The sequence below is a fragment of the Mucilaginibacter sp. genome (assembly GCF_035492695.1).
GTDB lineage: Bacteria > Bacteroidota > Bacteroidia > Sphingobacteriales > Sphingobacteriaceae > Mucilaginibacter.
The window spans coordinates 52,693-65,936 of the sequence record NZ_DATJJC010000005.1; the positions used below are offsets into that span (position 1 = coordinate 52,693).

At 43.1% G+C, this 13,244-nt stretch carries 13 protein-coding genes and 1 tRNA gene; 3 read left to right on the forward strand and 11 right to left on the reverse strand.

The annotated features are described in order from the left end of the window. Nucleotides 1-155: 155 nt before the first annotated feature. Nucleotides 156-1,139 (forward strand): hypothetical protein, encoded by a 984-nt coding sequence (locus VL525_RS01935; protein ID WP_325382738.1) that lies wholly within the window; start codon nucleotides 156-158, stop codon nucleotides 1,137-1,139. Nucleotides 1,140-1,824: 685 nt separating this feature from the next. On the opposite strand, the gene VL525_RS01940 is transcribed toward VL525_RS01935, so the two are convergent. Continuing rightward, a tRNA-His gene (locus tag VL525_RS01940) sits at nucleotides 1,825-1,898 on the reverse strand. 107 nt (nucleotides 1,899-2,005) lie between these two features. Here VL525_RS01940 and VL525_RS01945 point away from each other — a divergent pair. Together VL525_RS01945 and rnhA are read left to right on the forward strand one after the other, a co-directional pair. Further along, entirely contained in the window at nucleotides 2,006-4,099 is a 2,094-nt protein-coding gene (locus VL525_RS01945) for a cation-translocating P-type ATPase (protein ID WP_325382740.1), read from the forward strand. Nucleotides 4,100-4,219: 120 nt separating this feature from the next. After that, nucleotides 4,220-4,690 carry a ribonuclease HI gene (gene rnhA, locus VL525_RS01950; RefSeq protein WP_325382742.1) on the forward strand — a complete coding sequence of 157 codons (471 nt, stop codon included), beginning with the start codon at nucleotides 4,220-4,222 and terminating at the stop codon, nucleotides 4,688-4,690. A 161-nt stretch (nucleotides 4,691-4,851) separates the two neighbouring features. On the opposite strand, the gene fbp is transcribed toward rnhA, so the two are convergent. From fbp to VL525_RS02000, 10 genes are all read right to left on the reverse strand, one after another. Then, entirely contained in the window at nucleotides 4,852-5,901 is a 1,050-nt protein-coding gene (gene fbp, locus VL525_RS01955; RefSeq protein WP_325382744.1) for a class 1 fructose-bisphosphatase, read from the reverse strand. 24 nt (nucleotides 5,902-5,925) lie between these two features. Next, nucleotides 5,926-6,417: a metallophosphoesterase family protein gene (locus tag VL525_RS01960; RefSeq protein WP_325382746.1), complete on the reverse strand. Its 492-nt coding sequence runs from the start codon at nucleotides 6,415-6,417 to the stop codon at nucleotides 5,926-5,928. Further along, nucleotides 6,405-6,710: a hypothetical protein gene (locus VL525_RS01965; protein ID WP_325382748.1), complete on the reverse strand. Its 306-nt coding sequence runs from the start codon at nucleotides 6,708-6,710 to the stop codon at nucleotides 6,405-6,407. Before VL525_RS01965 ends, VL525_RS01960 begins: the two co-directional genes overlap by 13 nt. Before the next feature lies 1 nt (nucleotide 6,711). Continuing rightward, entirely contained in the window at nucleotides 6,712-7,425 is a 714-nt protein-coding gene (locus tag VL525_RS01970; RefSeq protein WP_325382750.1) for a tRNA1(Val) (adenine(37)-N6)-methyltransferase, read from the reverse strand. A gap of 3 nt (nucleotides 7,426-7,428) precedes the next feature. Continuing rightward, nucleotides 7,429-7,818, reverse strand: a complete 390-nt coding sequence (locus VL525_RS01975; RefSeq protein ID WP_325382752.1) for a VOC family protein — start codon at nucleotides 7,816-7,818, stop codon at nucleotides 7,429-7,431. After that, nucleotides 7,819-10,041 carry a phosphoribosylformylglycinamidine synthase subunit PurL gene (gene purL, locus VL525_RS01980; RefSeq protein ID WP_325382754.1) on the reverse strand — a complete coding sequence of 741 codons (2,223 nt, stop codon included), beginning with the start codon at nucleotides 10,039-10,041 and terminating at the stop codon, nucleotides 7,819-7,821. A gap of 154 nt (nucleotides 10,042-10,195) precedes the next feature. Next, nucleotides 10,196-11,008: an energy transducer TonB gene (locus VL525_RS01985; RefSeq protein WP_325382756.1), complete on the reverse strand. Its 813-nt coding sequence runs from the start codon at nucleotides 11,006-11,008 to the stop codon at nucleotides 10,196-10,198. A gap of 117 nt (nucleotides 11,009-11,125) precedes the next feature. Continuing rightward, complete coding sequence (locus VL525_RS01990) at nucleotides 11,126-11,704, reverse strand: DUF4468 domain-containing protein (RefSeq protein WP_325382758.1); 579 nt, start codon at nucleotides 11,702-11,704, stop codon at nucleotides 11,126-11,128. Between the two features lie 68 nt (nucleotides 11,705-11,772). Then, nucleotides 11,773-12,810, reverse strand: coding sequence for a porin (locus tag VL525_RS01995; protein WP_325382760.1), 1,038 nt, complete (start codon nucleotides 12,808-12,810; stop codon nucleotides 11,773-11,775). 79 nt (nucleotides 12,811-12,889) lie between these two features. Next, nucleotides 12,890-13,027 carry a hypothetical protein gene (locus VL525_RS02000; RefSeq protein ID WP_325382762.1) on the reverse strand — a complete coding sequence of 46 codons (138 nt, stop codon included), beginning with the start codon at nucleotides 13,025-13,027 and terminating at the stop codon, nucleotides 12,890-12,892. Nucleotides 13,028-13,244 lie beyond the last annotated feature (217 nt).

The window sequence follows — 13,244 nt, forward strand, 5'->3', positions numbered from 1 at the left end:
GCTTTAAAATATGGCGGAAAATAAAAGTTCAAGGATAAAGGAAGGATTATATTTATAAGTTTTGCCATGTTTACCTGTTATAATAGTCTGTTAAGCAAACGAGACACGTGTGTGCCAGCGAGGATAATTTTTCGGATATTGCATAAAAAAACCTTATGCAAGCTAAATTGATATGCGCGACATCCGGACTTAGACTAATTTCAGACGATTCACTTGTTGATTTTCAAGAGTTTTTATTAACACAAGGTGATGGCATAATAAAGAAAAACTTTGCATTGGATTTCGAAAAAATATTAGGGATTCATAGTTTCAGTGCATTGCGAAATAATCCTTATTTTTTTTCAAATAAAACAGGACAAAATCACAGTGAACTATACGAAATATCAAATAAGAGCTTAGCGACTGTTCAGGAATTAATTGCCTTTTTGTGGTTTGTGAAGGATAATAGTTGTAATGCTCACCAATTGTTTGCTTATCTACCCGAGCCAGAACAAGTAATCTTTATGGATAAAGTGACAAATTATTCAAATTGTTATGGGGGGTTTAACGAAGTTCAATTTTCAGCATCAGAAATAGTTAAAGCAGCGAAAATAATGAATGCAGCAAAGGAACTTTCAAGTGCGAACAAGTATGTTAAACAGCAAGATTATTACAAGGTTGAAAACATCGATCCAAACACCACTATGACATTCGTTCATAAGTTAAGTTATGGACTTAGGAACAGAGTTGAACGTGCCATATTATTCTTATTAACAGCAAGGCAGGCCGCGTTCAAACCGATGAAAATATCCTTGTATATGAACATTTTGGAATGCTTATTTTCGGATACAAGTCATGGCGATATTATTCATAAAATATCAGAAAGGGCAGCTTTTTATATAGGTGATAGTTTTGATTCAAGAATGGATATTATGCGAAATATAAAGAATTCTTATACCTTACGTTCAAAGTATTTTCACGGACAAAAGATTGACCACAAAGACTATTCCGACGTTGTATTATCTGACATGGCAAGGGAGATTGACGGGCTTATGAGAGCAATTCTAACTAAGGTTATTACTGTTAATCATAAGGAGTTTACCGATAGCGATAAAAACCTAAATGTTTTTTTTAATAAAATGATTTTTGGCAGAGATTAAAAATATTTGTACCCCCTTTAGTTTAGTCTTTCGAGGGCGACTTAAATCAAACGCCTAAAATAAGGGTTCCCAACCGGCGCAAGAATGACGGAACGGCCTGCGCGTAAAGGCTGCTCGTGACATATAGCACCTCGCTCCTGCAAGGTTCCCCCTCACGGGTTTAAACTAATTAGCCGGATATAAAAAGTTACACTAAGTGTCACAAAGCCAAAAAAATAAATTAAAAAACCCACAAAACACCGATACACGAAGCATAAATAAACGGCATTATTTTGCCTGAAGTGGTAACAAAGTTGCTTTATTACGACCTGAATGGGTTTTTTAGTTTTTTACGCGTGCTTTTGTTTTAAAAGTGGACCATATCTAACAGACTTATAGTTAGGAGGTAATATCAAGGGTGTTCACGGAAAGTGCAAAAATGGGTCACTTTTACTACTTAGTGTGTCAAATAATATGTTATTTATCAACTTATTAAAGTAAAATATTGCGCGGAAAGCGGCTTTTGCGTGAACGCTTAGTGTGGTGAGTGGTAAATGGTGAATAGTGAGTGTTTTGATTGACTATTGACTATTGACTATTGACCATTCACTACTGACTATTCACTATTGGTCCAACCTGAAAAAGGAAAATTACGGTCAAAAAAAATGGGACGAAGAATCTTTAGTAAAGATTTCGTCCCACGAAGGGTAAATGATGGGGCTCGAACCCACGACCCCTAGAACCACAATCTAGTGCTCTAACCAACTGAGCTACATCTACCGTTTTGAGGTTGCAAATGTAAATAATTACGGCCTAAAGTCAAGCAAATTTTTAATATTACATTCAACTTACGGGCGGGCGGTTATTTATTGCCGAAATTTGTATTTATGGCTGAGCAATTAGTTGAACTGAACGTGACCGGGATGCATTGTAACAATTGCGCCATTTCGGTTCATAAATTACTGGAGAAAAAGGGGTTCCATGATATCCTGGTGGATTTCGCCTCCGAGGAGGTAAAATTTTCGGCTGATAATGATGCGGCGGTTAAGGATGCCATTAAAGGTATCGAGGGTTTAGGCTATAAAGTTTTAGATGATGCAGCAACACACCAGGAAAGGTTTTATGAAAAGCTCGAAAACAAACTGATCTTTTGTGCGCTATTCACCGTACCCCTTCTTATTTCGATGTTGCTTCCCTGGCATTTTTTATCCGATCCATGGGCGCAGTTTGCATTGTGCCTGCCCGTTTTTACTGTGGGCTGCATGCATTTCGGTAAAAGCGCCTGGCATTCGGTTAAAGGCGGTGTACCCAATATGGATGTACTGATATTTATCGGTTCGTCGTCCGCATTTATTTATAGCCTGATCGGCACCCTGCAGCATTTGGGAATGCGCTACCAGTTTTACGAAACCTGTGCAACCATTATCACCCTGGTATTGCTCGGCAACCTGTTCGAAAAGCGTTCAGTTACGCAAACCACCTCGGCCGTAAAGGACCTTATCCGGATACAACAGGTTAGTGCGAATCGCATAATAAATGCGCAGATAGAGGTAATTAATGCGAAAGAAGTGCGTGCGGGAGATACGTTACAGGTGAATACCGGAGACAAAATACCCGTCGACGGCGATGTACTTTCGGGTAATGCATCTGTCAACGAATCCATGCTGACGGGCGAAAGCATCCCGGTGGAAAAGGGCAAATATGATAAACTGATAGGCGGCACTATCGTAGAGCATGGCAATATCACCATGATGGCTACTAAGGTGGGCTCGAACACCGTTTTGGCGCAGATAATCGAATTAATGAAAAAAGCGCAAAGTGCAAAGCCACCAATTCAGAAAACGGGCGACCAGGTAGCAGCCATATTTGTGCCGGCCGTTATCATTATTGCCATTGTCACCTTTATACTAACCTGGTTGGTGGGTCATGCCGGCTTACAACATGCCCTGATGAATGCTATAGCGGTATTGGTTATCTCCTGCCCTTGCGCCATGGGACTGGCCACACCAACTGCCGTTATGGTAGGCCTGGGTCGGGCGGCAAAAAATGGCATCCTGATCAAAGGCGGCGATACTGTTGAGGCGGTAACCCGGGCAAAATACATTGTTTTTGATAAAACCGGCACTTTAACTACCGGAAAGTTCAGGATAAACAATGTAAAAGCCGAAGCAGGATTCGATATCGAATCAATAAGGGGAACGATCACAGCTATTGAAGAGCGGTCTAATCACCCTATCGCACGTTCCCTGGTGGATGGCCTCAGGGACCTTCCGCAACAAAAATTGATATTAAGATCGGTAACCGAGGAAAAGGGCTTAGGTATGCGTGCCGGGGATGTGGATGGGAACCATTATTTCCTTGGGGCTTCAAAAGGCAATAATCAAGACGCTTTATTTAATGTGTCGCTGTATAAAAATCAGGTGCTAATGGCGCAGATAGAAATAGATGACGAGATAAAACCTGAAGCAGCTGCTTTGATAAGCCAGTTGAAAAGTATGGGCGTTAAACCTGTACTGTTAAGCGGCGACAGGCAGAGCAGGTGTGAAAAAGTTGCCGCAGCATTAGGTATCAAAGAAGTTCATGGAGAAAAACTACCGTCAGAAAAGTTAACTGTTATCGACATTTATAAAAAGAAGGGCCAAACTATTATGGTAGGCGATGGCATTAATGACGCACCCGCCCTCACCCAGGCCGACGTAGGCGTGTCGATGAACGACTCGAGCCAGGTGGCCATACAGTCGGCCAAAGTCATCCTGCTAAACACCGACCTGTTTTCGCTGGTAAAATTTCTGCAGATAAGCAGGCACACGTTAATCACCATTAAGCAAAACCTGTTTTGGGCATTCGCTTATAATATTGTTGCCATACCTATTGCTGCATTTGGTTTTCTCAACCCGATGTTCGGCGCCCTTGCCATGGCATTTTCCGATGTGGTGGTCATTGGCAATTCGCTGAGGCTGAAGGTGAAGAAAATTAATTAGTTCATAGTTGATGGTTAGTAGATCATAGCCTGTAATATTTTATAATTTTGGCAGATCGGACTTTGATAATAGATATGCAAGTCGCCATGAACTATTAACCATTGATCCACGAACTAACAAATGATCGAAATATTTACTGACGGCGCATCAAGCGGGAACCCGGGACCGGGCGGCTACGGCGTTATCCTGCGTTCAGGCAAACATTATAAGGAGCTTTCCCAGGGCTTCCGTAAAACCACTAACAACCGCATGGAATTGTTAGCTGTGATCAAGGGCCTGGAAGCGCTGAAAAGCCTCAATCAATCCGTTACTATTTACTCTGACTCTAAGTATGTGATCGACGCTATCGAAAAACGATGGGTATATAGCTGGCTGCAAAAAGGCTTTAAGGATAAAAAGAACAAAGATCTGTGGCTTCGTTATCTCGAAGTAAGTAAGCTTCACCAGATCAAATTCGTTTGGGTACGCGGGCATGCAGGGCACCCCGAAAATGAGCGCTGCGATGAACTGGCAGTAGCTGCGGCAAAACAGAAAGATTTGCTGATAGATTCCGTTTTTGAAGCTGAGGCAGCGCGGACTAACCTGTTGTGATTAGTCCGGACACCAGAAAATCGGCACAAATTCTGATTGTATTTCGCCCGATCTTACGGAACGGGTAGTGCCGGGTTAACACGGTTAACACAATTCAGGGTATTTTGTAGTTAATTTACTGTCTATCAATACCTTACTTAAAACAGGTGTAAACCATAAAATCACTGTATCGCCACTAAGCCCTCAAAAGTTTTTTTGGTTACCTGCGGAGAAAAATAAGCCATCATTTCTTCGGCTTTAAGCACCATATTTTCTGAGCCAATGAATATGGCCGAACGCTGGTGTAATTCAGTTACTTCCAAATCAAGTATACGTTCGTAACCATTGCTGGCCTTCCCGCCGGCCTGCTCTATGATAAAGGCCATCGGGTTACACTCATAAACCAATCTCAATTTGCCTTTGGGCGCACTGGCCGTTATCGGGTAAATAAATATTCCGCCTTTGATCAGGTTACGGTGGATATCCGCCACCATCGAGCCGATATAGCGCGAAGTATAGGGGCGCTTGGTCTTATCATCCTCAACCTGGCAGTATTTTATATATTTTTTCACCCCATCAGGAAAATGAACATAATAGCCTTCATTAATTGAATAGATCACTCCATCTTTAGGAATTTTCATCTCCGGGTGCGAAAGGCAAAACTCACCGATAGACGGATCGAGCGTAAAGCCGTTAACCCCTTTACCCGTAGTATAAACCAGCATGGTTGACGATCCGTAAATTACATAGCCCGCGGCCACCTGTTCAACGCCACGTTGCAGTACGTCCTGCAAAACAGCACGGCCCTTGGTCGATTTACGGCGATAGATAGAAAATATCGTGCCGATACCTACGTTTACGTCGATGTTTGACGAGCCGTCTAAGGGGTCGATGGCGACAATATATTTTGCGTCGGTGGAAACATCGGTGTCAAGATGAATATACTCATCATTTTCTTCCGACGCCACAATGCAGCATTCCCCGCCATGTTTCAGGGCAGAAATGAATTGCTCGTTGGCGTAAACGTCCAGTTTCTTTTGTCCTTCGCCCTGGATATTGGTGGTTCCGTTCTCCCCCAATATATCCGCAAGGCCTGCCTTATTCACCTCGCGGTTGACAATTTTAGCGGCAATACCGATGTCTCTCAGCAGTCTCGAAAGTTCACCCTTAGCGTACGGAAAGTCAGCCTGCTTTTCAATAATGAACTGGCCTAAAGTTTTAGCTATCTTCATTTACTTAGTGTATTTAATACATTACTATTTTTGCAATTCTATGGCCTCTAAGGTATGTATTTTTTCCTCAGAAATGCAAAATCTAAGCATTGTACGTATTTTATGCCAACCTTGTTTCCCTGCCGCTCCAGGGTTTAAGTGTAACAAACCAAGTTTTTTATCGTAGATAACTTTTAAAATATGAGAGTGCCCGCAAATGAATAATTTAGGGGGCTTAGTGTAAATTTCCTGTCGTATTGACGGATTATAATGACCGGGATACCCGCCGATATGCGTCATCCAGACATCTACCTGTTCACAATTAAAACGCAGGTGTTCCGGGTAAGTTATCCGGACGTCTTTCCCATCGATATTGCCATAAACTCCCCGCAGGGGTTTAAACGCAGCCAGCTTATCTGCCAGCTCTATATTGCCGAAGTCTCCGGCATGCCATATCTCATCGCAGTTTTCGAAATGTTTGAAAACGGAGTCATCAAGATAGCCGTGAGTGTCGGAAAGGAGGCCTATCTTGACCATTGAAGAAGAAAGCTTGTGCCGAAATGCATCACCAATTCCAAAATATACCCAAGGATAAGCGTAGCGCACATAATACTATTTTCATAATATCTTCTCATGATATTAAGCACAAGAGCGATAACTAAAAATATAAAGTAAACTATTGCTGCGCTTGCAAAGCTCCACAACAAAAAACGTCGCCCGTCTGCAGATTCAAACGGATGTTGAACTGCTAAAGCACTAAGTGCAGATAATAAGATGCCTCCCAGGGGAATAATCAGCAGCACGGTGAATACAATCGATGTTGTTTTCATACTAAAAAGCGATAAAATAAGGTTGCAGCAATTTAATATATTCCGATGAATAACTATCCTTCGACTCGTAAATTAAAAACTTATCCTCTTTGATTTCTGTTTTTTGCAAGCCAAGGCAAACCATCACTCTATGCGGTCCTGATAGCGGGAACGAGCGTATATAAACTAATTTTTGTTGATGTATGTCATATTTACGATACAAGGGCAATAACTCTTCAGCTGTGTCTAAAGGCAATATCATACAAAAGATGCCTACCTCGTGAAGATGCCTTGATACTTGCCCGATCAAAGTTTTAAAAAAATCTATATCCGAATGTTTAGCAACCTGTCTATTTTTCTGAGCCGACGTAAGCGAATTAATATAAAACGGTGGGTTAGATACGATCAGGTCATATTTCTTTCCAGGATTTTCGGCAAAAAACTGCTCAAATCCAATAGGATATGTGGTTAACTTTGCCGCAAAAGGCGAATTATCAAAATTGCGCCCTGCGGTTTCAGCCGCTTGCCTGTCGATCTCCACCGCATCTATTTCCGCCGTCCCAAACCGCTGCGCCAGCATCAGAGCAATAACACCCGTGCCTGTTCCGATATCAAGAATATTTTTAGGTTGATCAGCATCAGCCAATGCACCCAGCAATACACCATCGGTATTGATCTTCATGGCGCAGCCGGCTTGATCGACCTCGAATTGCTTGAATTTAAAAACGCCGGACATGGCTCAAATTTCGTAAAATTCGATCGGTAAGCCGTCCGGGTCGGCAAAGAACGTGAAACGTTTGCCTGTATATTCATCCACCCTTATTGGTTCAACAACGATACTATGTTTTTGAACTTCCGCGATAGCTTCATCAATATTGTCAACCTCAAAAGCCAGGTGGCGTAAACCAGCTGCTTCAGGGCGTGACGGCCGGGCAGGAACATTAGGGAATGAAAAAAGTTCGATCTGGTATAAGTCGTTTACTTCCAGGTCGAGTTTGTACGAATTTCTTTCGGCGCGAAATACTTCGCGCACTATTTTTAAACCGAGCACCTGCGTATAAAACTGTTTGGACCGTTCATAATCCGAACAAATAATGGCGATATGATGTACACGGTTAAGTTTAAGCATTTAATCGCCTAAGATAGAATACAAAACATTATCGTAAACCATTTTAGTATCGGTTATATGCCCGAACGATTCTTCATCAACCGTCATATAGCCGTCGGTGACAGCACCAAGCAGGCTAAACTCAACTTCGCTGGTCGCCATCAGTTCGATAAAGCGCTCCTGCTCTTCTGCCGATACGCTTACCACTACCCTGCCTTGCGCTTCACCAAAAAGAAAAGCATCCTTGCGGACAGAGTTATCAGAAGCTATCTCAAACCCTAATTCATTTGGCAAAGCCGATTCTACCAAGGTCACATACAAACCGCCGTCGGAAACGTCGTGAGCTGATTGGATAACTTTGTGTTTGATCAGTTCTTTAACAACCTGGTGCATCGCATACTCTTTATCCAGGTCGAAATAAGGGGCTGGAGCAGCCAGAATCTTATGATAGGATGCCAGGTACTGTGATGAAGCAATATCATTCACCGACTCGCCTATCAAATAAATAAAGTCGCCGGGCTGTTTAAAATCTGATGTGGTTATGGTCGAAATATCATCCAGTACACCCAGCATACCAATGGTAGGTGTCGGGAACACCGGGCCTTCGTCTGATGACTGGTTATAAAAACTCACATTACCACCGGTAACCGGGGTTTCAAATTTGGTACAAGCTTCGCTCATGCCTTTAATAGCACCCACAAACTGCCAGTAAACTTCGGGCTTGTACGGGTTGCCAAAATTAAGGCAGTTGGTTATGGCAACCGGTTCGCCGCCGGCGCAGGTGATATTACGGGCCGCTTCAGCAACCGCAATGGCACAGCCCTTTTGCGGATCGGCGTATACGTAGCGCGAGTTACAATCAACAGTCAAGGCGATGGCTTTATCCGTTCCGCGAACGCCGACTACACCTGCATCGCATGGACGGTTAGTGGTCATGGTTGATGTTCCAACGGTTGAATCATACTGACGGGTTACCCAGCGTTTTGAAGCAATATTCGGGTGAGATATTAAATGCTCTGCAACAGCTACCAGGTCGGCAGGTTCCTTAACATCTTCTATTCTGAATTTCTGATTTTCTTTATAATAAGCCGGCTCACGGTATTCGCGTGTGTAAACCGGTGCGCCACCGCCCAATACCAGGTCGTCGGCAGGCACGTCGGCTACCAATTCGCCGTGCATATAATATAACAGGCGTTTGGTATCGGTTACTTCGCCGATAATGGCACAGTTCAGGTCCCATTTATCAAATATGGCCTCAACTTCCGCTTCACGGCCTTTATGGACCACGATCAGCATACGCTCTTGCGATTCGGAAAGCAATATTTCGAACGGCTTCATGTTTTCCTGGCGGGTTGGTACCTTATCCAGGTCGATGCGCATACCGTGTTCGCCTTTCGCTGACATTTCGGAGTTGGAGCAGATGATACCGGCAGCGCCCATATCCTGCATACCTACCACGGCGCCTGTTTTGATCACTTCAAGCGTTGCCTCTAATAACAATTTCTCCTGGAAAGGGTCGCCTACCTGTACTGCAGGCAAGTCGTTTACCGAATCTTCTGTGATATCTTTTGATGCGAACGCCGCTCCATGTATGCCATCCTTTCCTGTTGCCGAGCCTACGATGTAAACCGGGTTACCTACACCATACGAGGTAGCGGAAACCGTTTCACCTGCTTTAACAATACCGGCGGACATAGCATTCACCAACGGGTTCACATTATAACACTCGTCAAAGAACAATTCACCGCCCACAGTGGGGATACCAAAGGCATTACCATAGTCGCCGATACCTTTCACCACGCCTTTGATCAACCATTTGGTACGGTCGAGACTCAAATCACCGAAGCGCAACGAGTTTAACTGCGCTATCGGCCTTGCGCCCATTGTGAATATATCGCGGTTAATACCGCCAACACCGGTAGCAGCGCCCTGGTAAGGCTCCAAAGCTGAGGGGTGATTGTGTGACTCTATCTTGAAAGCGCAACCAATGCCATCGCCCAGGTCCACCAGGCCGGCATTCTCCTCGCCTGCTTTGGCCAGCATACGCGGGCCGTCTTTCGGCAAGGTTTTCAGCCAGGTAATGGAGTTTTTGTATGAACAATGTTCGCTCCACATCACCGAAAAAATAGACAGTTCGGTAAAGTTGGGAACGCGTCCCAATATCTCTTTTATTCGTTCAAATTCTTCGGGTAGTAAACCTAAATCTTTAGCTGTTTCGGGGGTGGTTAATTCCAGGGTCTCCAAGGCAATTATCGTTTGTTGAAAGGAAGCACAAAAGTAGGAAAAAAGGTGAAAAGCAGAAAGGAAAAAGCTTAAAGCCAAAAAGCACAAAAAACAGAAAAAGGCGATGGATTTTAGCCCAATCGCCCTACTTTATATAGATCAGTTAACGTGTGCCTTAGTCCGAAGGCGGAATTTGAAAATTGAAGGGCAGATTATACCTGACGCGCACCGCCTGGCCATTTTGTATACCTGGCTTCCATGCAGGGGCAAGTTTTAAAACCCGCACCGCTTCATCATCTAATCCATAACCAACTCCCCTTATAACATTTATATCTGACAGGTGTCCGTCTTTCTCTATCACAAAGCTAACCCAAACCTTACCGCTGATATTATTTTCCTGGGCCTGGCCGGGGTAACGAAGGTTCTTTTGAAGAAATTTTGCCCAGGCTGCTTCACCACCAGGAAACTGCGGCATTACTTCAATTGTGTTAACTTCGTGAATACCGTTGTCTTCAGTCGCTTTTGCCACCTCACCTCCTTTACCGGAAGAAAGTTCAGGAATAGAAATACCGCCATCGCCTTTAACAGTTTCCTGTCCTGGGTCGACAGTTTGGAGGTCTTCTATTTTGGGTGGATTTTCAGCCTGGTCATCACGTACCGGCGTTGGTTGAGGAAACCGTACCGTACTACGTTGAGCCGGTGGTTCAACCCTTTGCTTTGGCGGAGTAACCGGCGGTTTCACTGTTTGAGGCGCGACAATACGCGGATCCGTTATAACTTCCGTTATCTTCACATACGGGTTCCTGGTCATAAAAAAGCTGCAAACCAGCATTAGCACTACAAAGCCCCCAATGGTGAAACCCAACGCCTTGAGCAGGTTGTCTGCATAGTGCTTCCTTAGGTCGTAAGCGCCGTAGGCTTTGTTACGGTCGTCAAATACAAGTTCGAGCCACCCGGACTTGTATAAATCTAATTCTGTGATAGGCATTTTTTCAAAATTTAATTTTACTTTATAACGCAATAGCAATATTTAATATTGCGCGACTGCAAAATAAAATTTTGTATGCCTGTTAAATTCTATAATAAAATTTTGAGCGGCACAGTTTCACCACTTATCCGTAACGATCTTTTTCACCGCCGGGGCAGCGGTTTTTTTCACAGAATGGTTTTGCGACATATATTCTTTCAATTTTGCGCCTAATTGCTGGCAATATGCGCCCGCCTGATCGAGATAACCGCTCAATTCTTTTTTTTCAAGTTTTGATGAAGCATTGTCCAGTTCGATTTGTTTGCCACTCACAGGCACAAAAGCACCGTAGCGGTCTCTTTCATAGGGGATAAACACAAATTCAGTAAACCAGAACCGATATTTGGAGTCCTTACATTGTATGGTAAACGTGCAGGTGATCTCGCCATTTTCGTGTTTGGAGAACGAAAGACTGGAATGGGTAAGAAATTTATCGTGGATAACAAGCGTGGTATCCGCCGTTAATTTTCCTTTCAGTTTATTATCGGCTGCAAAAGCTGCTGCTTTTTTACTTAAGCTATCGGCGCCCGCGCCGGGCAGATCAACAACCTGGTAATAGATATATTTATTTTGCTCGTTAAGCGATAACAAACTTTTTTGAGCATGGGCCAACTGAAAAACAAGCAGGCAGGTAAACAAAAGCAATATCCTTTTCATAACATAAAGATAAAGCCGCTCTCCGGTAATTGAAGAGCGGCTTGAAATTAAATTTAACCGGGGTATTATTAAAACGCGTAAACTGCAGCTAATACAAATTGTGATGCGGATTTTGTAGGCGCGCCATTGCTGTCGGTAAATATCTCGTCACCACCGTTATCAAACCTGATCTCGGGAATGAAAGTCAACGGACCCGCTTTGATGTTTGAAGTTACAGTAATACCGGTAACATGAGCTTTTGGACTAGTGCCGATCGCTTTGGTTTCGAAATACTCGCCTCTTAAACCAAAAGTAACTGCTTTAGATACGGCCAACTGTGGATAAAGCGCAACACCGTCATATCCACCACCGCCATGGGCAGGGGTAAATGTTGCAGCGTTTAAACCCAATTTAAATGCATCAGTGATCTGGTAAGCAGTGGTCAGGTCAAATATAGTACCCGATGTAGGACCTGTAGCCAGGTTAAAGTACGCGGTCCAGCCCTTTGCAGGCGCAACCATTAACTGGGCGCCAAAGGTTGACACATCATGAGTTGAGGTGTACACATTCCAGTTATCGTTAAATATACCGGCCATCAGGCTAACTTTGTCCGAAAAAGCGTAGGTTGCTTTGAAACCAGCATTCTGGAACGGGCCGGCACCAAACAGGTATGAGGTTGAGTAGTTAAAGTTGCCTGTCGGGCTAATTACTTCATAACCTACGAAAGTCGCCATGTAACCGGCGGCAAGGCTAAACTTGTCGGTTACGGCGTAGTTAACATACAAATTCTGAATGTGAAATGAATTATTTCCATTTCCGGCGCTGCCATCGCCGTTTGGAGTAGACTGATATTGCCCCCGCGGTCCAAATCCCAACTCGCCCACGAAAGAGGCTTTACCTACTGTTTTCTTCAAGCCTAAATCGATCATACCGATAGAGATCGAGTTATTGTCTGAAGCGAAATAGGTAGGGATGTTGGCATGACCAGAGAAATCATCCTTGTAATAGGTATCTACCGAACCGAAGATAACTAAAGGGGCATCTGAAGTAGTTTTTACAGTATCCTGCGCTTTAGCAAAGCTAAATGCAACGACACCGACGAATAAAAGTAAAAATCTTTTTTTCATGATTAGTGTTTTGGTTAATTTGATTGATTGACTGATTGATTATTATTTAGTTAAGTTGATTTATTTGTTATTCACGACCCTATACTTCGACCAGGGGCCGCCTGCCGGGCTTTTCTCCATTGTAAACCCGGCAACTAACCCAGGCAGCTTTGGGTTTTTCCGGTAAAAGCTTTTTTAGCAGGGCCGATAATAGCTGTTTAGTAAAACTAATATTCATATAGTGGAATTTAATTTGATTTTGATAAAATTATCACATTCAATTATTATAAAAGACAAATTACAAGAGTAAATCATCATATTTTGATTAATAAAATCATATAAATTTGATTTATAAATACAATTTTATTAATTTTTTCATGAAATTATGAATGTTTTCATAACAAAACAAATTTTTAATATCAAAAATCATATAAAATTGATAAGAATTATCAAAT

Excerpts from the sequence above, each read along its gene's own strand:
- VL525_RS01935 (WP_325382738.1), top strand. The coding sequence starts at position 156 with ATGCAAGCTAAATTGATATGCGCGACATCCGGACTTAGACTAATTTCA.
- VL525_RS01945 (WP_325382740.1), top strand. The coding sequence starts at position 2,006 with ATGGCTGAGCAATTAGTTGAACTGAACGTGACCGGGATGCATTGTAAC.
- rnhA (WP_325382742.1), top strand. The coding sequence starts at position 4,220 with ATGATCGAAATATTTACTGACGGCGCATCAAGCGGGAACCCGGGACCG.
- fbp (WP_325382744.1), bottom strand. The coding sequence starts at position 5,901 with ATGAAGATAGCTAAAACTTTAGGCCAGTTCATTATTGAAAAGCAGGCT.
- VL525_RS01960 (WP_325382746.1), bottom strand. The coding sequence starts at position 6,417 with ATGGTCAAGATAGGCCTCCTTTCCGACACTCACGGCTATCTTGATGAC.
- VL525_RS01965 (WP_325382748.1), bottom strand. The coding sequence starts at position 6,710 with ATGAAAACAACATCGATTGTATTCACCGTGCTGCTGATTATTCCCCTG.
- VL525_RS01970 (WP_325382750.1), bottom strand. The coding sequence starts at position 7,425 with ATGTCCGGCGTTTTTAAATTCAAGCAATTCGAGGTCGATCAAGCCGGC.
- VL525_RS01975 (WP_325382752.1), bottom strand. The coding sequence starts at position 7,818 with ATGCTTAAACTTAACCGTGTACATCATATCGCCATTATTTGTTCGGAT.
- VL525_RS01985 (WP_325382756.1), bottom strand. The coding sequence starts at position 11,008 with ATGCCTATCACAGAATTAGATTTATACAAGTCCGGGTGGCTCGAACTT.
- VL525_RS01990 (WP_325382758.1), bottom strand. The coding sequence starts at position 11,704 with ATGAAAAGGATATTGCTTTTGTTTACCTGCCTGCTTGTTTTTCAGTTG.
- VL525_RS01995 (WP_325382760.1), bottom strand. The coding sequence starts at position 12,810 with ATGAAAAAAAGATTTTTACTTTTATTCGTCGGTGTCGTTGCATTTAGC.
- VL525_RS02000 (WP_325382762.1), bottom strand. The coding sequence starts at position 13,027 with ATGAATATTAGTTTTACTAAACAGCTATTATCGGCCCTGCTAAAAAAG.